Source organism: Silvimonas amylolytica, from assembly GCF_014645555.1.
Classification (GTDB): domain Bacteria; phylum Pseudomonadota; class Gammaproteobacteria; order Burkholderiales; family Chitinibacteraceae; genus Silvimonas; species Silvimonas amylolytica.
Window position 1 is genome coordinate 26,591 of record NZ_BMLY01000011.1, and the last position, 19,419, is coordinate 46,009.

Consider the following 19,419-nt stretch of genomic DNA (forward strand, 5'->3'; position numbering starts at 1 on the left):
GCCCCTATCCATTAACCGGTTCTGCATGTTTACATTCCACTCGCCACTTCGCTCCCGTCTGCGTTACTTCCTGCCACTCCTTGTCATTCAAGTATTGAGCGGTTGGTTAAGTGTGGGCACCGGTGCGCTACCGGGTGAGAGTGTGGCGACCATCTGGTTGCCCAGCGGGGTCGGGGTCGTCGCCTTGCTGGTATTAGGACAGCCCGGTCTGTTGGGCGTGTGGCTGGCCAGTTTACTGGTGGGCATTCCGGTCACGGCGCAGATCACCGGGTTGGGCATGGCATGGCGCATGGGTCTGGCCGCCGCCGCACTGGAAGCACTGCAAGCCTGGCTGGCGATGCGGGCCTGGCGCGTGCATGAAACCCGTCATCACGCCAATTTTCTGCGTCAGCCACAGGATCTGATCTGGTTCTGGTTCTGGGTTTGCACCGTGCCGGCCCTGGTGACTGCGCCGTTCATGACCTTGCTGCAATGGACATGCCACGCGCTGCCCGACTCAAGCATCACCGGTGTCGCCCGCCATTTCCTGATGCTGGTTTTGTCCAATATGGCCGGGATATTGCTGGCCACGCCGGTCTACGTGCTCTGGCGCGATCGTGGCCGCTGGGACTTGCGCTGCAACGCCTTGCGGCACCTGTGGCCCGTTGCACTGATTGGCCTGATTCTGGCCGGCGCCTTGTTGATCTACCCGCCCGCCCTGGCGCTGTTGTTGCCTGTACTGCTGGCCACAACGGTACGTTTCCGTCTACCGGGCATGGTGGTTGCGATGCTGGCTACGGCGGTGATCATCTCTGCCGCCACCGTTTTTCATATCGGGCCCTTCGTGCACGGAGACCCGTTGATGGTGTTTGTGAATCTGCAATTGTTTCTTTTCTCAACCACCATCATGTTGCAGTACCTTGCGCTGGCGCAGGAGCTGATCAAACGTCATCGCGTGCAACTGGAGTCTGAAGTTGCCGCCCGTACCGAAGCACTGGCCCAGGCCAACGAACGCCTTAAAGAACTGGCAACCACGGACGAACTGACGGGCGCCCCCAACCGCCGGGAATGGCAACGCCGCTGCGCCCAAGCGGTGCTGATGGCTCGTCGCCAGGACACGCCCTTGTCGATCCTGCTGCTGGATCTGGATCACTTCAAGATGGTTAACGATACCCACGGCCATCTGGTCGGCGACCTGATGTTGCGCGCCGTGGCCAATACCTGCCGCGAAACCCTCCGCGCCAGCGACAGCTTTGGTCGCTGGGGCGGCGAAGAATTTGTGGTCGTCCTGCCCGACACCTCGCTGGCAGATGCAGAGCAAGTTGCTGAAAAACTCCGCATCGCCATTGCCGCGACGCATGTACCACTGGATGGTGGCTTATATGTCCGTATCACCTCCAGTATGGGCGTCGCGCGCCTGCGCCCCAGCGACAACGATCTGGACGACTTGCTGACCCGCGCCGACCATGCGCTCTACCATGCCAAAGAATACGGCCGTAATCGCGTCGTACTGGAAACCGAACTGCCGGCCAACGACTTGCCGGCAAAGCACGGCTAACGAAAGTACATCCCCGGCGTATTGGCCGGGCTGCAAACACAGCCCGGTCAACCTTGATCTGCCTGTCCCTGCGCAATGTCACTCATCCCGGCTACAATAACCGTCTCATCCGCATAACCCGGCTTTGACCCATGAGCGTGCGCGCAGTTGTTTTTGATTTTGGTGGTGTTCTCTTTGACTGGAATCCGGAATACCTCTACCGCAAACTGATTCCCGATGCGACCGAGCGCCAGTGGTTCTTGCAGCACGTCTGCAACGGTCACTGGAACCTGCAGCAAGACGCCGGCCGCACTTTGGCCGATGCCACAGAAGCGCTGATCGCCCAGTACCCGGATCATGCCGAACTCATCCGCGCCTTTTATGGTCGCTGGCCAGAAACGCTGGCTGGCACCTTGCCCGAAGGCATCAAGCTGATGGAAGACCTGGAAACGGCCAGGATGCCACTCTATGGTCTGACCAACTGGTCAGACGAGACCTTCCCCTATGCATGGGAGCACTACCCGTTTTTGCACCGTTTCAAGGACATCGTGGTGTCCGGCCGGCTCAAGATCGTCAAACCGGATGCCGCCATTTACCACGAGATGTTCCGTCGTATTGCCAAAGACTTGCCTGATCTGAAACCAGCCGAACTGGTCTTCATTGACGACAACGCAGCCAACGCAGAAGCGGCTCGTGCGTTAGGCTGGCATGGCATTCATCATGTCAATGCAGCGCAAACCGAAGCCGCCCTGCGTGACCTGGGCCTGTCTTTCTGATTGACCCATCCGTTTTTGACCGGAGCAACACCATGGCAACCGCGACCCCGCGCGTGAGTATTCTTTACTGCACGCAATGCAACTGGCTACTGCGTTCCGCATGGCTGGCACAGGAACTGCTGTCGACTTTTGCAGACGAACTCGGCGAGGTGGCCTTGCAGCCTGGCACAGGCGGCGTGTTTGTCGTGCATTGTGACGACCAGTTGATCTGGGATCGCAAAGTGGAAGGTCGTTTTCCCGAAGCCAAAGAATTGAAACAGCGTGTTCGTGACTTGATCGCGCCAGAGCGGCCGCTCGGTCATAGTGATCGCCCGAGCTGAACAACGCTGTGTTAAGGTTCCGCCCCATGTCCAGTTTGTCCGTTTTCCGTTTTGCCGCCGTGGCCACGCTTGCGTTGACCGCTGTCTGTGCACATGCCGACATTTACAAGTCGGTGGATGCCGACGGCCGTGTCACGTTCTCCAACATCCCCATGAAGGGTGCGACCCGGGTCTATACAGACCCGATCCCGATGGGAAACAGCAAAGTTCACGGCAAGTCAGGCAGCGGCAACAAGGTCACGGCCCCCAGCCCCGCCGATTTCCCACGCGTCGATGCCGCGACCCAGAAATCCCGCGATACCAATCGCCGGCAGATTCTCACCGACGAGCTGGCAACCGAACAGCAAGCATTGACTGACGCCCGCAAGGCGCTCGCCGATGCGCAAGCCAGTACCGACGCGCAAACGAATCCACAGAAATACCAGGAGCGCGTTTCACGTCTGCGTGATAACACCACGCTGCACGAGAAAAACGTGGCCGCCCTGCAGCAGGAAATGGCCCGCGACCGCTAAGACGTCTCGTCTGCCCAAGCTCAAACGCCCGCCCAAGCGGGTGTTTTGTTTTGTATCGCCCGGTTTTGATTCCTGCCACGCCCCATCCTGTACCACGACCAGCGCCAGCCATAGCCGGGTTAATCCCCATACAAGGGCAATGCACCATATCGAGACCTATAATGCACTCAATCAGTGCATTGGCCGGTTCATACGTGCTGAAATGTCCATTTGTGGAGAGTCTTGAGCTGGCCCGCTAATTGCTTATTCATCCCGCATGAAAGAAGCGGCGGGTAGTCACAAGCGACCACGCCAGGCTTCGTGCCTGATTGATCCACGATTTCATAGACCGCACCCTATGACCAAAAGCCCTATTCCTGCCATCTTTGCCGGACTGGAATTTCTTGATGCGGCGATATTGGCCACGCGCGACGACGGCGCGCTGGTCTATTACAACCCGGCCGCAGCTGATTTTCTGGGCTTGCGCGACGACTGCCTTGGTATGGCGCTGACCGAGTGTCTGGGCCCGGATAATCCGGTTGCACAGGCACTGGCCAACGCCAGCATCAACAATATCAGCCTGACTGAGCATGAGATGGCGCTCAACACCACGCATGGCGAGGTGTATGTCTCGTTGACTGCCAGCCCCATCGAATGCGATGAGGCCGCAGCCATGGCGGAAATTCGCCAGATTGATCAGCAACGCAAGATCGCCAACGAGGAACGTCTGCAAGCACAACAGCAGGCCAATCGCGAGTTGATCCGCAACCTGGCGCACGAAATCAAAAACCCGCTGGGTGGTATCCGCGGCGCGGCACAACTGTTGTCGCGAGAGTTGCATGACCCGCAACTGAAGGAATACACCCAGGTCATCATCGAAGAATCGCAGCGCCTGCAAAGCTTGCTGGATCGTTTGCTGACGCCGCATCGCTTGCCGCAACTGGCTGAACTGTCGATCCACGAGGTGCTTGAGCGCGTCCGGAGCCTGATGCTGGCAGAGACACCCAATGGCCTTGCGATCAAGCGCGACTATGACACCAGCCTGCCCTCGTTGATTGGCGACCGCGAACAACTGATCCAGGCGGTGCTCAACATCATGCGTAACGCCATTCAGGCCATGGATGGCGTGGGCGAAATCATGCTGCGTACTCGCGTGGCGCGTCAGGTTACGCTGAACCGTCAGCGCTTCCCGATCGCCATCCAGTTGCAGATTATCGATAACGGACCAGGCATTCCGGAGCATCTGAAAGAAACACTGTTTTACCCGCTGGTGTCCGGCCGGCCAGGCGGCACAGGCATTGGCCTGCATCTGGCACACACCTTTATCAATCAGCACCACGGCACGATCGATTTCGACAGCCGTCCCGGTTACACCTGTTTCAACATGCTGCTGCCGCTCAATGGCTGGCAGGGATTTGACAAGACAACTACAACCAAAGCCACGGAGCATCCATGAGTACTGTCTGGGTCATCGACGACGATCGTTCCATTCGATGGGTCTTCGAAAAAGCGCTTGCTCGTGAAAACATCGCACACGCGTCTTTCGCATCCGCTACCGAAGCCCTGGCCCGTCTGGGCCGCGAAGTGCCCGAAGCCATTGTGTGCGACATTCGCATGCCTGGCGAATCAGGGCTGACCTTTCTGGAGTTGGTCAAAAAGGATTACCCCGGTCTGCCGGTCATTATCATGACGGCGCATTCCGATCTGGAGAGTGCCGTCTCGGCCTTCCAGGGCGGCGCATTTGAATATTTGCCCAAACCGTTTGATGTAGACCAGGCCATTGCCCTGATCCAGCGTGCATTGCAAGAAGGCTCACGCCAGCTGGGTACAGAGGAAGCGCCGGTGTCCAACCCGGATATCCTGGGCCAGGCACCGGCCATGCAAGATGTCTTCCGTGCTATTGGACGGTTGTCGCAATCCGCAGCAACAGTGCTCATCACGGGCGAATCTGGCGCAGGTAAAGAACTGGTCGCCCGCGCCTTGCATCGTCACAGCCCGCGTTCGGCCAAGCCCTTCATTGCGATCAATACTGCGGCCATTCCGAAAGACCTGCTGGAATCCGAACTGTTCGGCCACGAACGTGGTTCATTCACCGGTGCCGAAGCACGTCGTCAGGGCCGGTTTGAACAGGCCGAAGGCGGCACGCTGTTTCTGGATGAAATCGGCGACATGCCGGCAGATCTGCAAACACGCCTCTTGCGTGTGCTGTCTGACGGCTATTTTTACCGCGTTGGCGGGCAGGCGCCGATCAAGGCCAATGTGCGCGTGATTGCGGCAACTCACCAAAACCTGGAAGAACGCGTCAAACTGGGCGCCTTCCGTGAAGATTTGTTCCACCGCCTCAACGTGATCCGTCTGCGTCTGCCGGCGTTGCGTGAACGCCGTCAGGATATCCCGCTGCTGGCCCGCCATTTCCTGGCCCGTTCAGCCGCTGAACTGGGTGTGGAATCCAAACGGCTGTCAGAAGACGCCATGGCGGCACTGAGCAATTTCAGCTTCCCAGGCAACGTGCGGCAACTGGAAAACCTGTGTCACTGGATCACCGTCATGGCGCCGGGCGCTATCGTCGAAGCAGGCGATCTGCCACCGGAAATTAACGAAAGCCCGGAAACCGCCGACGGCGCGATGATGGTCGGCAATGGTGATTGGCGTGCGGCGCTGGCCGCTGACATCGGTGGCCGCCTGGCGAAGGGCGAAAGCCGTGTGCTTGATGAGATCATGCCCGCCTTTGAGCGGACAGTGATCGAAAGAGCACTGGCCCACACTGGCGGCAAACGGATCGAAGCGGCAGAATTGCTGGGATGGGGGCGCAACACCCTCACCCGCAAAATTCAGGAACTGGGTATGGACGACGAAGTGTAAACGGTACGTTTTGCGCACCTGCCAGTACGTGGGGCGCGCCGTTTACGCGCGACGGGGCGACGCAAGCATGGGCGCCGCCCCGCAAAGGCCGGGAGACCGGCCTTTTTTGTTCCCCGGACGCATCTTTAGTCCGAAGACCAGGTTGACATCTTCTTTGCCATCCTGGCTATCTCGCTTGCATTCCCTGCCACCGTAGCGGCAATGCATCCAGCCTGCGCAACAGCACATCTACACTCGCATGTCCCCGCCGATGCGGGCGTAGCCAGACCGTCTTCATGCCTAACCGTCGCGCCATGCGCAAGTTATCCAGAGAGTCCTCCACCAAAATACACTGCGTCGGCTGCAACCGGTATTTCCGCAAAATATGCCGAAAAGCAGCGGGCTGCGGTTTGGGGCTGAACCGGCCATGCTCAATGGCATGAATCCCGACAAATTCGCGCTCAATCCCAAGGCCCTTGACCATGGCCTCGGCATAACGGTGCGCACCATTGGTAAACAGGATTTTGCGCCCAGGCAACCGGGCGAGTGTACGGCGCAAACCTGGCATGGGATGGAATTGCGAGGTCAATGCTGCCAGCGGATGCGAGGCGGCCAGGAAATCGTGTGGCTTGATCGCATGCGGGTAATGTCGAAGCAAACCGAGCAGCGTTGCGCCATAGCGCCGCCAGTAGTCGGTGCGCAGTGCTGTCGCGGTCTCCGCATTCACGCCCAGTGTTTGCTCCATATAGCGGTTCATTGCGGCATCAATCACCGGAAAAGCATGACGACTGGCGTTGTGCAGCGTGTTATCGAGGTCAAACAACCACACGGGATAGCGGTATCCGTTCATTACATTCCATCACGTTGAATACGGCCCGCAAAAAAAAGCCGGCACACGCCGGCTTTTTTAAACGGTCCCCGCCGCGGTTTATGCCGCCATGGGCGAGGAGCGGCCATGGATATAGTTTTCCAGTTGTTCGATCTGGAACTCTTGTTCAGCAATGGTTTCACGAACCAGATCACCAATCGACAACAAGCCAATCAATTCATCCTGATCATTCACCACCGGCAAGTGACGAATGCGTTTATCGGTCATGATTGCCATGCATTCATCGACCGAGGCATTCGGGGTCACACAGATCAGTTTGGCGGTCATGATTTCAGAGACTGGCGTACCCGCCGAGGTTTTGCCCATCAGCACCACTTTACGGGCGTAATCGCGCTCAGAAAAAATGCCTGCCAGTTTGTCCCCCTCCATGACGAGGACAGCACCAATGTTCTTGTCGGCCAGAACTTGTAAAGCCTGATATACCGTGGTCTGAGGCGAGACGGTAACGGTACCGTGGATCGTCTTTTCGGCCAGCAGTTGACGTGCGGTCTTCATGTGTAGTTCTCCAGGAACAACAACGAGTGTCCTTTTAATCTAGACCCCGCACGCCAGCTTGCAACCGCCCCAACCAAAACCGCCGGTCAGTTGGCGCGGATCATCGTACCCACACCCTGGCTGGTCAGCACTTCGAGCAAGAGCGCGTGTTTGACGCGACCATCAATGATATGAACCGTCTTCGCACCATTCTTGGCTGCATCGAGCGCGGATGAAATCTTCGGCAACATGCCACCAGAGATGGTGCCATCGGCAAACAGTTCGTCAATCTTGGCGGCCGTCAACCCAGTCAGCAGATTGCCTTCCTTGTCGAGCACACCCGGCGTATTGGTCATCAGGATCAGCTTTTCGGCATGCAGCACTTCGGCCAGTTTGCCGGCCACAAGATCCGCATTGATGTTGTAGCTCTCGCCATCGCGATCGACCCCGATCGGTGCAATGACCGGAATGAAATCATGCGCATCAAGGTGCGCCACAATGGATGGGTCAATGCTTTCGATCTCGCCCACCTGGCCGATATCAATCATTTCGTCTTCATTGGCGCCCTTCAGGTACATCTTGCGGGCGCGGATAAAGTGACCATCCTGACCGGTCAGCCCCACGGCCTTGCCACCGTGTTTGTTAATCAGAGACACAATCTCTTTATTAACGTGGCCGCCCAGCACCATTTCCACCACGTCCATCGTTTCGGCATCGGTAACGCGCATGCCTTGAATGAACTCACCCTTTTTGCCAATGCGATCAAGCAATTCGTTGATTTGCGGGCCGCCGCCGTGAACGATCACCGGGTTCATCCCCACCAGCTTGAGCAATACCACGTCGCTGGCAAAACCTTCTTTAAGCTCTTCATCGATCATGGCATTGCCGCCGTACTTGATGACAATGGTCTTATCGAAGAAACGCTGGATATACGGCAGCGCTTCGGAGAGCACTTCCGCTTTCTGTTGGGCAGAGATTTCGTTCATGACTGTTTCCAGGCAAAGGCACGGTTTGGATAAGCGCAATTGTACCAGCGCAGTATCACCAATCACCAAAACAATAGTGTGACAACCCGTAGCCGCCGCTCATGCAACGATTGCATGCCTTCGGGAATTATTTTCACAGACCATGGTCAAGCACAGGCTGAGCAGCCGACATTGCACCATCAGTTGGCAATAAGTCACTCATGATTGATATTGACGAGCTGATCATGGTGCGGGAAATAAACCGGTTCCTGGTGTCGATAAACATTTACTGATTTAGTCAGTGCGCGTTATATGCAGTAATTAAGGTTTACCTTGAAATGAACCAATTACAAACGCACTTGAATAGACAAAACACTGCATGCATAATCAGATCATCGATTTAAATGCCTGCGTGCGCACAATGCGTCTCTTGCCTGTTGGCAAGTCCCATGCCACATGATGGCTTTGCGCAATGCATCATCAAAACACCATTGCTGTGCTGAACATAGGAGCAACCAAATGGATTTGTCCGGCCTGAACCTGCCGCAACTGTACAAACTGCAAAAAGACCTTGATGCGGAAATCGTACGTCGCAAAGAAACCGACAAGGTCACCTTGATTAATGAACTGCAGCAACTGGCAGCTTCCAAGGGTTTCTCGCTGAATGAAGTGCTGGGTCTGGAAGGCAAAAAGGCGGGCAAGAAAGCCGCCGCCACCAGCAAGGCGCAATACCGTAATCCGGAAGATGCCAGCCAGACCTGGTCTGGCCGTGGCCGCAAGCCGCAATGGGCACTGAAATGGCTGGGCGAAGGCAAGTCGCTGGAAGACCTGCGCGTTTGATGTCTGGCGCCACGATCACGTTGGCGCCCAGATTAAAAAGGCAGCCCCTGCGGCTGCCTTTTTTATTGGCCATGGCCCCCAGCGCCAGGGCGAGTGCCAGTACAATGTATCTCTGTCGAACCCTGTAAAAAAAACGGCATGTCCCATCCTCTGACCGCTTCGCTGAATCCCGAACAACGCGCTGCCGTTGAATTGCCTCCAGAGCACGCCTTGATCCTGGCAGGCGCCGGTAGCGGCAAGACGCGCGTACTGACCACGCGTATCGCCTGGCTGTTGTCCACCGGTCAGATCAGCCCGGCTGGTTTACTGGCAGTCACCTTTACCAACAAGGCTGCCAAGGAAATGATGGCGCGAATTACTGCCATGATGCCGCTCAACCCAAGAGGTCTGTGGGTGGGTACTTTCCATGGTTTGTGTAACCGCATGTTGCGCTTGCACCATCGTGATGCAGGGTTGCCGGCGGGATTTGCCATTCTGGATTCCCAGGATCAGTTGGCAGCAATCAAACGCGTAATGAAAACACTCAATGTCGATGATGAGCGCTATCCGCCCCGTAGCATTGCGCAATATATCAATGGCAACAAAGAGGCCGGCATCCGCGCTGAGAAGGCTCAAGCCCGGGATGATTATTCCCGCACGCAACGCATGATTTATGCTGAATATGAATCACAGTGTCGCCGTGAAGGCGTGGTTGATTTTGCTGAATTGCTACTAGCCTGCTATGAATTACTGGAGCGCAATGCGCCGCTACGCGACCATTATCGCAGCCGTTTCCAGCATATTCTGGTCGATGAATTCCAGGATACCAACCAGCTTCAATACGCCTGGTTGAAATTGCTGACCGGCCCAAACAGCGCATTATTTGCAGTGGGTGATGATGACCAGTCCATTTATGCCTTTCGTGGCGCCAGGGTGGGCAACATGCTGGATTTCCAGAAAGATTACCACGTCAAACACGTAATCCGGCTGGAGCAGAATTACCGCTCGCACGGCAATATTCTGAACGCGGCCAATGCAGTGATCGAGCACAATCGTGACCGTCTGGGCAAACAATTGTGGACCAGTGACGATGACGGTGAGCCGATTCGCCTTTACGAAGCCGCGACGGATAGCGAAGAAGCCAACTTCCTGGTCGATGAGATCGCTGCCCAGCAGCGCGATGGCATTGCCGCCGATGAGATCGCCATCCTTTATCGTTCCAACGCGCAATCGCGGATTATTGAACACGCGCTGGTTGCAGCGGGCTTGCCGTATCGGGTTTATGGCGGTTTGCGGTTTTATGAGCGCCAGGAAATCAAGCATGCGCTGGCCTATTTGCGCCTGGTTGCCAATCAAGACGATGACAACGCGCTATTACGCGTGATCAACTTTCCCGCGCGCGGGATTGGTAACCGGACCGTAGAAACACTCACGGATACCGCACGCATTGCCGGTACCAGCCTGTGGCAAGCTGCCTGCAGCGCAGGCAGTGGGCGCAGTGCTGCCGCGGTCGGGCGTTTTGTGCACATGCTCGACAACATGCACGTGCAAGCGCAAGGCATGGCGCTTCCGGACGTGGTCAACATGATCCTCTCGCTATCCGGGTTATATGAGTATTACCAGAACGAGAAAGAAGGCGAGGAGCGGCTTGCCAACCTGAACGAACTGGTCAACGCCGCCGCGGCTTTTGTCACGGAAGATGAGAACGACCTCGTGGCCTTCCTGGCCAATGCATCTCTGGAAGGCGGGGAGCACGCAGCTGAAGCCGGCGAAGCAGCGGTGCAACTCATGACTATCCACGCCGCCAAGGGTCTGGAATTTCACAGTGTCTTTCTGACCGGGCTGGAAGAAGGCCTGTTCCCCCACGACAATAGCCTGGCAGACCCGAAAGGTCTGGAGGAAGAACGACGCCTGATGTACGTGGCCATGACGCGCGCACGGCGACGTTTGTATATCTCGCTCTCGCAAAGCCGCATGTTGCATGGGCAGATGCGCTACGCGCCCGCTAGCCGTTTCCTCAATGAGGTGCCCGCGACACTGCTCAAGTATCTGAACCGGGGATATGCCCCCAATAGCTACGGCAGCAGCAATACCAGCAATACCAGCAACGACTGGTACGCCCCACCGGCTACCCCGCGCCATGTCGAGACGCCCGCGCACGGTCTGGCCATTGGCATGACTGTACGACACCCCAAGTTCGGGGTTGGAGAGGTGGTTAATCATGAGGGTGGTGCCAACGGGAATGTTCAGGTGAACTTCGTCCAGCACGGTACCAAGTGGCTGGCCGTGGCCTACGCCAAACTGGAGCCCATCAAGGCATGACGGCGAGCGACGCCACCATCAACGCCCGCGCCCTTGTGATCGACCGGGCGAGCGAAACCCGCGCGGCGCTAGGCATGGCGCTGGCGGAGGCCGGTGTCGCGACTATTGATTACGCCAACCGCCAGACCACGGCGTTGGGGTTGATCCAGAACCATGATTACGACGTCGTTCTCTGCGAATACGATCTCGGTGGCGGCATGGACGGCGTACACCTGTTTGAAGCCTGCCAGCAGCACTATCTGCTCAAGCCATCGTGCATTTTCATGATGGTCACAGGAGAGCGGCGGCAAGCGCAGGTCATGGGCGCGGCGGAATTGATACCAGACGGTTATCTGCTCAAGCCCTTCTCAACGGGCGACTTCATCGACCGCCTGAATCGGGCCCAACGACGCAAAGCGCGCTTCCGGACCATTGATACCGCGGTGCGAGCGGGCGACTATCTTGGCGCTGTGACTGCGTGTGATCGTGAAATGGCCCTGCGGCCGGCCAACGAGACCGAAGATTTTCTGCGCATGAAAACCTTCCTGTTGTTACGGCTAGGTGAACACCAGTCTGCCGTCGAATCCAGTACGGCGGCGCTGGACCTGCGCGAGAGTGCATGGGCACGGCTGGGTCTGGGCAAAGCCCGCTTTGGCCTGCAAGACCTGGAAGGTGCCCGTGCCTGCTTTGAGGCCGTTAAACGGGATCACGAACTGGCCATGGAATCCTACGACTGGCTGGCTCGTACGCTCACTGCACAAGGCGAAATGACTGCCGCGCAATCCACGCTGGCAGAAGCCCTGCAACGCTCCCCGCTGGCAGCAGCAAGACAAACCGCGTTGGGCCGTCTGGCCGAACGCAATGGTGAACTGGACACTGCCGAAAACGCATTGTTGTATGCGCTGAATCTTTCGCGCGGTTCGTTCTGGCCGGATATCTCGCTGTATTGCGAACTAGGCCGTGTCCAACTGGCGCGCGATGACATCGGCGGTGCCCGGCGTACCATTCAGCGTTTGCGCCGCGAAGTACCCGCCAGCAATGAATCAGTCGAACCCATTTGTGAATTGATCGAAGCCGCTGTGCTGGAAAAGCTGGATGACCGCAAAGCCTCAGCCGAATTGTTCGAGCATGCCTGCGAAACCCTGCGCGAACAGGAAGACCCGCTGCCCGGTGTGCTGATTGAAGCCGCGCGCCAGGCCTATGGCCGCCGCAGGCAGGAGGCTGGTGCTAACCTGGTTCGGAGCGCGTTGGGCGCCGCATCGGACGATCCGGCGGTACTGGCCAGTGTGGAAAGCCTCTACCACGGGCTGGGCGAACCTGAAATTGGGCAGCAAATGGTGGCGGAGGTCACACGTGACCTGAGTCAACTCAATAATGACGCCGTCATCGCAGTAAGAAATGGTAATCTCTCTGCGGCTGCCGATATGTTCATCAGTGCTTTGCATGGCCGCAGCGGCAACGTGCAATTGCTGCTCAATGCCGTCAACACGCTGCTCTCTTGCGTCAATCAGCAAGGCTGGAACGAGCACTATATGGACATGGCACAACGCTACCTGGCGCGGGTCCGCAAACAAGATCCCACCAATGGCAAAGCCCGCCAGCTGGCGGATGCCATGCGCCGCACGCGCACCCGGTTCGGGATCGACGCCGGCAGCCAACAACAACCACCCGCCGCTGCATAGCGCTGCGTTGTGGTTTATGCCAACGCTGACAAAAGGAAGCGCCGTGCAGGCGATGCTTGAACTGGCACAGCCGGTTGCCCATATCCGGCTGAGCGGGCATTTCACATGGGAAGGTCAGCGCAGTTTTCGACAAGTCACTCAGGACATGCTGACGCACAAAGGCGTCGACACGATCCATTTTGACTTGAGCGGTGTTGAAACCATGGACTCCACCGCACTAGGCATGTTGCTCTTGCTGCACGAACGCGCCAAAGGCCGACCGATTCTGCTGCATGGCATGCGCCCGGATATCCGCACCATGGTGGAGATTGCCAATACCGGCGGCATCTTTGAACTGCGATAAGCAAACCTGATTGGTCATCAAAAAAAAGGACACTAAAAAGTGTCCTTTTTTTACGTGCGCCCTGCACGCCATCAGAGGCAGGGCCAAGCGTTTTTACCGCTGTGTGGCGGTCACAATTCGACCTGCATCCCCATTTCCACCACGCGGTTGGGCGGAATCTTGAAGTAGCTGGTCGCCCGCGTCGCGTTGCGGGTCATCAAGGAGAACACCTTGCGACGCCACCATGCCATGGCCGGATATTTACCCTCAACGATGGTCTCACGCGACAGGAAGAACGAAGTCTGCATCGGATCGAACTCCAGTTCCGGTTGCAGTTCTGTCACCTGCCGCAATATGGCCGGGACTGAGGGCTCCTCCTTGAAACCATAGGTGGCGATCACCTGATAGAAGCTCTCACCCAGCTTGGGCACAACAACTTTCTCGCGTTTGGCTACAAACGGAATATCTGCGGTCCGAATGGTCAGGAATACGACCTTCTCATGCAGTACCTTGTTGTGCTTGAGGTTATGCAACAACGCATGGGGCACTGAATCGGCGCTGGTAGTCATGAAGATGGCCGTCCCCTCCACGCGCTGTGGTGGCGCGGCTTCCAGGCTTTCGACGAACCCTTGCAGCGGCAGTTCGCCCTCGCGCAGGCGATCCCCCAGCAGCGTGCGGCCGCGCTTCCACGTGGTCATCAGGGTAAAGATGAACAGGCCCATCACCAGTGGTACCCAACCGCCATCGGGCAGTTTGAGCATGTTGGAACTCAGGAAGATCAGATCGACCACCAGAAAACCGATCAGCACGATGCGGAACAACATCTTGCGCCCGGCATCCAGCGTTTTGCCCAACACATTGAAGGCCAGCAACGTGGTCATCACCATGGTGCCGCACACCGACAAACCATACGCGGAAGCCAGGTTGTCAGAGGTACGGAACGCCAGCACCAGCAAGATCACCGCGACCATCAGGAACCAGTTGATCTGTGGCACGTAGATCTGGCCAATTTCCTGGTCGGAAGTATGGTCGATATCCACACGCGGGCAATAGCCCAGTTGCACCGCCTGGTTGGTCATGGAGAACGCGCCAGAGATCACCGCTTGCGAGGCAATTACTGTGGCGGCGGCGGCCAGAATCACCAGCGGCGCCAACGCCCATTGCGGCGCCAGCAGGAAGAACGGGTTTTTGATGGCGGCCGGGTTGTGCAGCAGCAACGCGCCCTGGCCGAAATAACACAGGATCAGCGATGGCAGCACGAGGCTAAACCACGCGATCTTGATCGACTTCTGACCAAAGTGGCCCATATCGGCGTAAAGGGCTTCGCCACCGGTGACAGACAACACCACCGCGCCCATGATCACAAAGCCACGCAGCGGGTAATCTGCAATGAAGCGCGCACCATTGAGCGGGTTGATGGCGGCAAAGACTTCCGGGGCATGAAGAATGCTGCGCAGGCCCATCACCGCCAGAGTCAGGAACCAGAACACCATGATCGGCCCGAACAGCTTGCCCACCTTGCTGGTGCCGTGCCGCTGAATGGCAAACAAGGCGACCAGCACGATGATGGTCAACGGCACGATATATGGATCAAGCGTGTGCGAGATGACGCTGATCCCTTCAAAGGCGGACAGCACGGAAATGGCCGGCGTGATAATGCCGTCACCATAAAAGAGCGAAGCCCCGAAGATCCCCAGGCCCATCAACAGCAGGCCCTTGCGGGAGCGGGGGTCCAGATCGCGCAGGGCCAGCGCCATCAGCGCCAGAATGCCGCCTTCGCCGCGGTTGTCAGCACGCATGATCACGACCACATATTTGGCCGATACCACGATCATGATCGCCCAGAAGATCAGCGAAAGAACGCCCAGGATATTTTCCGCGTTGATCGGCAGATTGCCGTGCGCGGTCAGACAGGTTTTAAGGGTGTACAACGGGCTGGTACCGATATCCCCGTACACCACGCCAATCGCTCCAACGGTCAGCCCGGCAAGTCGGGATGCGGAAGGAGCCTGGCCATGATTTGCGCCCATGCTGCAGGAGTCTCTTGATATTTAATCGGGTAAATTATTTATAAAGCAGAAGCGCCGCGATTATAGCCCCGCCTTACAGCTGTAGCCCCGAACTATCCGGTTACAAGGTGCGGCAACGCAACATAGACCCTGCGCCAGTCAAAGCACGGCCCGGGATCAGTCTTGCGCAGCGGGGCAATGTCGTTATGTCCCACTATGGCACGCAGCGGGCAAGTTTGCGCCAATGCCTGCGCCAGCGGGATCAGCGCATCGTATTGCGCCTCGGTGAAGGGAATGTGATCGGTGCCTTCCAGTTCAATACCGACCGAAAAATCATTGCAACGCGCTCGTCCTTGCCAGTCAGACACGCCAGCATGCGCAGCACGCTGCTGCACCGGTACAAACTGGACAACCTCGCCATCGCGCCGGATCAGAAAATGGGCTGACACGCGCAGCCCGCCCAGATCAGCAAACAGCGGGTGGTCTGCGGGAATGGTATTCGTGAAAAGGCGCTCCACCAGATCGCCCCCAAACTCGCCGGGCGGCAGACTGATGTTATGGATCACCAGCAAATCAACAGTGGTGTTCGCAGGACGCGCATCGCCGTTGGGGCTGGGCACCTTTCGGGCCGGCGCATACCAGCCCGCCACGTCGAACACCGGGTTCATCTGTGCCACCACACACTGGCCACCAATGCGGCCAACAGCACGGCGATCACACCCAGCAGCCAATTGCGCTTTTTTTGTTCCCACATCAAGCCCTGGTAACCAGTAACCAGCAGTTCCGTGGTGTTCTGGTTAGCCAGATCGTTAAGTTTGCGTGGCAGGGTTGGCAACATCGCCGCCCACAGTGGCGCCTCATGTTTGATATTGCGCCACAAACCGCGCCAGCCAATCTGCTCGTTCATCCAGCGCTCAAGGAAGGGCTTGGCGGTTTTCCAGAGATCCAGATCCGGATCAAGCTGGCGACCCAACCCTTCAATATTGAGCAGCGTCTTTTGTAACAGCACAAGTTGAGGCTGGATTTCCACATTGAAACGGCGCGACGTTTCAAACAACCGCAGTAGCACCTGACCAAACGAGATTTGCGAGATCGGTTTGTCGAAGATCGGTTCGCACACGGTGCGTACGGCCGCTTCCAGTTCTTCGACGCGTGTTTCTTTAGGCACCCATCCCGATTCAATATGCGCAGCAGCGACACGGTGGTAATCGCGGTTGAAAAACGCCAGGAAGTTGATCGCCAGATACTGCTTGTCGACTTCAGACAGCGTGCCGACAATGCCGAAATCCAGCGCGATATAGCGGTTGTCGGCGGCAACAAAGATATTGCCAGGATGCATATCTGCGTGGAAAAACCCATCCCGGAAAACCTGGGTGAAGAAAATCTCCACGCCATAAACCGAGAGTTTTTTCAAATCAATGCCACTGGCGCGCAGTTCATCGACCCGCCCGACCGGAATACCGTCCATCCATTCCAGCGTCAGCACCTGGCGCGCGCACCAGTCGTAGAACACTTCCGGCACGATCAGCATGTCGGAGCCAAGGAAATTGCGGCGCAATTGCGACGCGTTGCCCGCCTCGATCATCAAATCCAGTTCGTCATGCAGATATTTGTCAAACTCCGCGACGACTTCTTTGGGGCGCAGGCGTTTGCCGTCAGCAAACAGTCGCTCCACAAGGCCGGCCATAACGCGCAGCAGCCCCAGATCACTCTCGATAATCGGCAAAATGCCTGGGCGCAGCACTTTGACCGCCACTTTACGACCATCTGGCAAGGTGGCGCGGTGGACCTGGGCGATCGAGGCAGAGGCCACCGGATTGCGGTCAAACGAGGCATAAAGTTGCGAAACCGGCTGCTTCAGGCTGCTTTCGATCACCGCAACTGCGACGTCCCCCGGAAACGGCGGCACGCGGTCTTGCAGGAATGCCAGTTCGTCGGCGATGTCTTCCGGCAAGAGGTCACGGCGGGTCGACAACACCTGGCCAAACTTGACGAAAATCGGGCCTAACGCTTCCAGGGCAAGGCGCAAGCGTACGGCGCGCGGTTGCTCCAGCTTGCGCCAGAAAAACAGGGTGTTCACCAGCCGGGAAAGGCCATGCACACGCTCGTGACCGAGCAGGAATTCATCCAGCCCGTACTGGACGACAACACGGGCGATTTTGAGTAGGCGGAATATCCGCATGAGTATCCAGTTATCCGGTTCCAGCCACCGGCGCCTGCCGGCCAAAAGCTAGAACGATTTGACGGTCAGCCGCTCCAGTCGCGCTTCAAGGCGGGCCAGATCATCACGCAGGGCGTCTACACCACTGCAAAACGTGTCGACGTGACGTTTAGTGACCACCAGCGGTGCTTCATCGCGCCAGTATTCGGTGAGTTCAATCAACAAACGCGAGCCAATGGCCCCAGGAATCCCGCCGATTTTTCCGGCAATCCAGGTAATACGGTTGGCGGCAACATCGCCCACCAGTTGTGACAATTCTTCTGCCATGTCCCAGCGCAGCCTGGCCAGGGCCTGGCCCACGGCGGCTGCCAATTCTGCATCACCGTTGAGGCCAACCTTTTTACTGGCCGCTTCGCGATCAAACAACCAGGTGGTGAAGAACGCGGGCGACAGCAAGATGCTGGCTTCAGCCAAACCGCCAGCGGTAGCGAACGTGCCGTCTGGCTGGATGGACAACGTGCCGGACAGGACCGGCAGTACCAGGCGGATGACCCGGCCCTGATACGGCGCCAGCGCTGCGCGGGCGGCATCGTCATGAGCCAGCATGCGGTTCAGGATTGTGGCAAGCATCAACACAGACCTCATCAATCAGGACATGACAACGCCCACTACCAACGGCAGCGGGCGACCAGAATCAAATCAGAGCTTGAAACCCTTGTGCAAGGCGACCACGCCAGCGGACATATTGTGATAGTCCACTTTGCCGAAACCGGCATCGAGCATCATGCCCTTGAGCGTTTCCTGGTCTGGATGCATGCGGATGGATTCGGCCAGATACTGGTAAGAATCCGCATCATTGGCGACCAGCTTGCCCATAACGGGAAGGAGCTTGAACGAATAGATGTCGTACGCCGGCTTGAGCGGACTCCAGACTTTGGAGAACTCCAGCACCAGCAAGCGACCGCCCGGCTTCAAAACGCGGTACATCTCTTTGAGCGCTGCGTCTTTGTGGGTCATGTTTCTCAGACCAAACGCCACAGAGACGATGTTGAAGTAGTTGTCCGGGAACGGCAGTTTCTCGGCATCACACAGCGCCACTGGCGTGGCAATGCCCGCATCCAGCAAGCGGTCACGACCCACGCCAAGCATGGAACTATTGATATCGGTGAGCCAGACCTGGCCCGTCTTGCCGACCTTTTTACAAAACGCTTTGGAAAGATCACCCGTACCGCCGGCAATATCCAGCACCTTGTCACCGGCCTTCGCGCCGCTGGTTTCAATGGTGAAGAACTTCCAGGCGCGATGCAGCCCGGCCGACATCAGGTCGTTCATCACGTCATATTTCTGGGCGACAGAATGAAAAACCTCGGCCACTTTTTGGGCTTTTTCTGTTTCGTCGACCGTCTTGTAACCAAAGTGCGTGGTGTTATCGCTCATAGCGTGCTCACAGTCTTGTCAATTCATTGCGGGTCGCGGCTGGCACCAGCGGCGGCCAGGTCGTTCAGATAGGTCTGCCAGCGGGTGGCGTGCTCTGCGCCCAACTCGTACAGATACGCCCAGGAATACAGACCGGAGTCGTGGCCATCGTCAAATACCAGTTTGACCGCATAGTTGCCCACGGGGTCGATGGCGGTGATGGCGACATTGCGCTTGCCGACCTGCAATACGCCCTGTCCGGCACCATGGCCCTGAACTTCCGCCGAAGGGCTGAATACCCGCAGGTATTCACACGGCAGAACAAAGCGCTGGCCATCATCAAATGCCACTTCCAGTTCGCGCGAGGCGCGGTGCAAGCGGATTTCCACCGGGATAGCGCTGGAGGAAGTCAGTCCGGCCATGCCATTGTTCCTTTT

Annotated in this window: 19 protein-coding genes; 10 read left to right on the forward strand and 9 right to left on the reverse strand. The window is 57.5% G+C overall.

Features of this window, described 5'->3' with window-relative positions; translation table 11 throughout:
- The first annotated feature begins 25 nt into the window (after nucleotides 1-25).
- From IEX44_RS20120 to ntrC, 6 genes are all read left to right on the forward strand, one after another.
- Complete coding sequence (locus tag IEX44_RS20120; protein WP_188698502.1) at nucleotides 26-1,537, forward strand: GGDEF domain-containing protein; 1,512 nt, start codon at nucleotides 26-28, stop codon at nucleotides 1,535-1,537.
- A 131-nt stretch (nucleotides 1,538-1,668) separates the two neighbouring features.
- The gene (locus IEX44_RS20125; protein ID WP_188698504.1) at nucleotides 1,669-2,292 is read left to right on the forward strand and encodes an HAD-IA family hydrolase; all 624 of its coding nucleotides are present in this window, start codon (nucleotides 1,669-1,671) and stop codon (nucleotides 2,290-2,292) included.
- Between the two features lie 32 nt (nucleotides 2,293-2,324).
- Entirely contained in the window at nucleotides 2,325-2,612 is a 288-nt protein-coding gene (locus tag IEX44_RS20130; RefSeq protein ID WP_188698507.1) for an Rdx family protein, read from the forward strand.
- A 26-nt stretch (nucleotides 2,613-2,638) separates the two neighbouring features.
- Nucleotides 2,639-3,124 carry a DUF4124 domain-containing protein gene (locus IEX44_RS20135; RefSeq protein ID WP_188698510.1) on the forward strand — a complete coding sequence of 162 codons (486 nt, stop codon included), beginning with the start codon at nucleotides 2,639-2,641 and terminating at the stop codon, nucleotides 3,122-3,124.
- Between the two features lie 337 nt (nucleotides 3,125-3,461).
- On the forward strand, nucleotides 3,462-4,559 hold the full coding sequence (gene glnL / locus IEX44_RS20140) for a nitrogen regulation protein NR(II) (protein WP_188698513.1): 1,098 nt from the start codon (nucleotides 3,462-3,464) through the stop codon (nucleotides 4,557-4,559).
- Nucleotides 4,556-5,965: a nitrogen regulation protein NR(I) gene (ntrC, locus tag IEX44_RS20145; RefSeq protein WP_188698516.1), complete on the forward strand. Its 1,410-nt coding sequence runs from the start codon at nucleotides 4,556-4,558 to the stop codon at nucleotides 5,963-5,965. The genes glnL and ntrC overlap by 4 nt, the downstream gene beginning before the upstream one ends.
- Before the next feature lie 166 nt (nucleotides 5,966-6,131).
- On the opposite strand, the gene IEX44_RS20150 is transcribed toward ntrC, so the two are convergent.
- The 3 genes from IEX44_RS20150 to argB form a co-directional block, all read right to left on the reverse strand.
- The gene (locus IEX44_RS20150) at nucleotides 6,132-6,794 is read right to left on the reverse strand and encodes a pyrimidine 5'-nucleotidase (protein ID WP_188698519.1); all 663 of its coding nucleotides are present in this window, start codon (nucleotides 6,792-6,794) and stop codon (nucleotides 6,132-6,134) included.
- A 78-nt stretch (nucleotides 6,795-6,872) separates the two neighbouring features.
- Nucleotides 6,873-7,328 carry a CBS domain-containing protein gene (locus tag IEX44_RS20155; RefSeq protein ID WP_188698522.1) on the reverse strand — a complete coding sequence of 152 codons (456 nt, stop codon included), beginning with the start codon at nucleotides 7,326-7,328 and terminating at the stop codon, nucleotides 6,873-6,875.
- A gap of 86 nt (nucleotides 7,329-7,414) precedes the next feature.
- Nucleotides 7,415-8,293 (reverse strand): acetylglutamate kinase, encoded by an 879-nt coding sequence (gene argB, locus IEX44_RS20160; protein WP_188698525.1) that lies wholly within the window; start codon nucleotides 8,291-8,293, stop codon nucleotides 7,415-7,417.
- A gap of 498 nt (nucleotides 8,294-8,791) precedes the next feature.
- Here argB and IEX44_RS20165 point away from each other — a divergent pair, with 498 nt between their 5' ends.
- The 4 genes from IEX44_RS20165 (at nucleotide 8,792) to IEX44_RS20180 (ending at nucleotide 13,417) form a co-directional block, all read left to right on the forward strand.
- Nucleotides 8,792-9,112, forward strand: coding sequence for an H-NS histone family protein (locus IEX44_RS20165; RefSeq protein WP_188698527.1), 321 nt, complete (start codon nucleotides 8,792-8,794; stop codon nucleotides 9,110-9,112).
- Between the two features lie 138 nt (nucleotides 9,113-9,250).
- On the forward strand, nucleotides 9,251-11,413 hold the full coding sequence (locus tag IEX44_RS20170) for a UvrD-helicase domain-containing protein (protein WP_188698530.1): 2,163 nt from the start codon (nucleotides 9,251-9,253) through the stop codon (nucleotides 11,411-11,413).
- Nucleotides 11,410-13,074, forward strand: coding sequence for a response regulator (locus tag IEX44_RS20175; protein WP_188698533.1), 1,665 nt, complete (start codon nucleotides 11,410-11,412; stop codon nucleotides 13,072-13,074). Before IEX44_RS20170 ends, IEX44_RS20175 begins: the two co-directional genes overlap by 4 nt.
- A 52-nt stretch (nucleotides 13,075-13,126) precedes the next feature.
- A complete protein-coding gene (locus IEX44_RS20180) occupies nucleotides 13,127-13,417 on the forward strand; it encodes an STAS domain-containing protein (RefSeq protein WP_229679363.1) in 291 nt (96 codons plus the stop codon).
- A gap of 110 nt (nucleotides 13,418-13,527) precedes the next feature.
- Here IEX44_RS20180 and IEX44_RS20185 read toward each other — a convergent pair whose 3' ends face one another.
- From IEX44_RS20185 to IEX44_RS20210, 6 genes are all read right to left on the reverse strand, one after another.
- A complete protein-coding gene (locus IEX44_RS20185; protein WP_188698538.1) occupies nucleotides 13,528-15,426 on the reverse strand; it encodes a potassium transporter Kup in 1,899 nt (632 codons plus the stop codon).
- Nucleotides 15,427-15,518: 92 nt separating this feature from the next.
- Nucleotides 15,519-16,073 (reverse strand): 1,6-anhydro-N-acetylmuramyl-L-alanine amidase AmpD, encoded by a 555-nt coding sequence (ampD, locus tag IEX44_RS20190; RefSeq protein ID WP_188698541.1) that lies wholly within the window; start codon nucleotides 16,071-16,073, stop codon nucleotides 15,519-15,521.
- The gene (gene ubiB / locus IEX44_RS20195; RefSeq protein ID WP_188698544.1) at nucleotides 16,070-17,587 is read right to left on the reverse strand and encodes a ubiquinone biosynthesis regulatory protein kinase UbiB; all 1,518 of its coding nucleotides are present in this window, start codon (nucleotides 17,585-17,587) and stop codon (nucleotides 16,070-16,072) included. The genes ampD and ubiB overlap by 4 nt, the downstream gene beginning before the upstream one ends.
- Before the next feature lie 48 nt (nucleotides 17,588-17,635).
- Nucleotides 17,636-18,196, reverse strand: coding sequence for a ubiquinone biosynthesis accessory factor UbiJ (locus tag IEX44_RS20200; protein WP_188698547.1), 561 nt, complete (start codon nucleotides 18,194-18,196; stop codon nucleotides 17,636-17,638).
- Between the two features lie 69 nt (nucleotides 18,197-18,265).
- The gene (ubiE, locus tag IEX44_RS20205; RefSeq protein WP_188698550.1) at nucleotides 18,266-19,003 is read right to left on the reverse strand and encodes a bifunctional demethylmenaquinone methyltransferase/2-methoxy-6-polyprenyl-1,4-benzoquinol methylase UbiE; all 738 of its coding nucleotides are present in this window, start codon (nucleotides 19,001-19,003) and stop codon (nucleotides 18,266-18,268) included.
- Between the two features lie 23 nt (nucleotides 19,004-19,026).
- Nucleotides 19,027-19,404 (reverse strand): gamma-butyrobetaine hydroxylase family protein, encoded by a 378-nt coding sequence (locus tag IEX44_RS20210; protein ID WP_188698554.1) that lies wholly within the window; start codon nucleotides 19,402-19,404, stop codon nucleotides 19,027-19,029.
- Between the last annotated feature and the right edge of the window lie 15 nt (nucleotides 19,405-19,419).

Excerpts from the sequence above, each read along its gene's own strand:
- IEX44_RS20155 (WP_188698522.1), bottom strand. The coding sequence starts at position 7,328 with ATGAAGACCGCACGTCAACTGCTGGCCGAAAAGACGATCCACGGTACC.
- IEX44_RS20120 (WP_188698502.1), top strand. The coding sequence starts at position 26 with ATGTTTACATTCCACTCGCCACTTCGCTCCCGTCTGCGTTACTTCCTG.
- IEX44_RS20175 (WP_188698533.1), top strand. The coding sequence starts at position 11,410 with ATGACGGCGAGCGACGCCACCATCAACGCCCGCGCCCTTGTGATCGAC.
- IEX44_RS20185 (WP_188698538.1), bottom strand. The coding sequence starts at position 15,426 with ATGGGCGCAAATCATGGCCAGGCTCCTTCCGCATCCCGACTTGCCGGG.
- ubiB (WP_188698544.1), bottom strand. The coding sequence starts at position 17,587 with ATGCGGATATTCCGCCTACTCAAAATCGCCCGTGTTGTCGTCCAGTAC.
- ubiE (WP_188698550.1), bottom strand. The coding sequence starts at position 19,003 with ATGAGCGATAACACCACGCACTTTGGTTACAAGACGGTCGACGAAACA.
- IEX44_RS20165 (WP_188698527.1), top strand. The coding sequence starts at position 8,792 with ATGGATTTGTCCGGCCTGAACCTGCCGCAACTGTACAAACTGCAAAAA.
- IEX44_RS20150 (WP_188698519.1), bottom strand. The coding sequence starts at position 6,794 with ATGAACGGATACCGCTATCCCGTGTGGTTGTTTGACCTCGATAACACG.
- IEX44_RS20170 (WP_188698530.1), top strand. The coding sequence starts at position 9,251 with ATGTCCCATCCTCTGACCGCTTCGCTGAATCCCGAACAACGCGCTGCC.
- IEX44_RS20135 (WP_188698510.1), top strand. The coding sequence starts at position 2,639 with ATGTCCAGTTTGTCCGTTTTCCGTTTTGCCGCCGTGGCCACGCTTGCG.
- ntrC (WP_188698516.1), top strand. The coding sequence starts at position 4,556 with ATGAGTACTGTCTGGGTCATCGACGACGATCGTTCCATTCGATGGGTC.
- ampD (WP_188698541.1), bottom strand. The coding sequence starts at position 16,073 with ATGAACCCGGTGTTCGACGTGGCGGGCTGGTATGCGCCGGCCCGAAAG.
- glnL (WP_188698513.1), top strand. The coding sequence starts at position 3,462 with ATGACCAAAAGCCCTATTCCTGCCATCTTTGCCGGACTGGAATTTCTT.
- IEX44_RS20130 (WP_188698507.1), top strand. The coding sequence starts at position 2,325 with ATGGCAACCGCGACCCCGCGCGTGAGTATTCTTTACTGCACGCAATGC.
- argB (WP_188698525.1), bottom strand. The coding sequence starts at position 8,293 with ATGAACGAAATCTCTGCCCAACAGAAAGCGGAAGTGCTCTCCGAAGCG.
- IEX44_RS20210 (WP_188698554.1), bottom strand. The coding sequence starts at position 19,404 with ATGGCCGGACTGACTTCCTCCAGCGCTATCCCGGTGGAAATCCGCTTG.
- IEX44_RS20125 (WP_188698504.1), top strand. The coding sequence starts at position 1,669 with ATGAGCGTGCGCGCAGTTGTTTTTGATTTTGGTGGTGTTCTCTTTGAC.
- IEX44_RS20180 (WP_229679363.1), top strand. The coding sequence starts at position 13,127 with ATGCTTGAACTGGCACAGCCGGTTGCCCATATCCGGCTGAGCGGGCAT.
- IEX44_RS20200 (WP_188698547.1), bottom strand. The coding sequence starts at position 18,196 with ATGCTTGCCACAATCCTGAACCGCATGCTGGCTCATGACGATGCCGCC.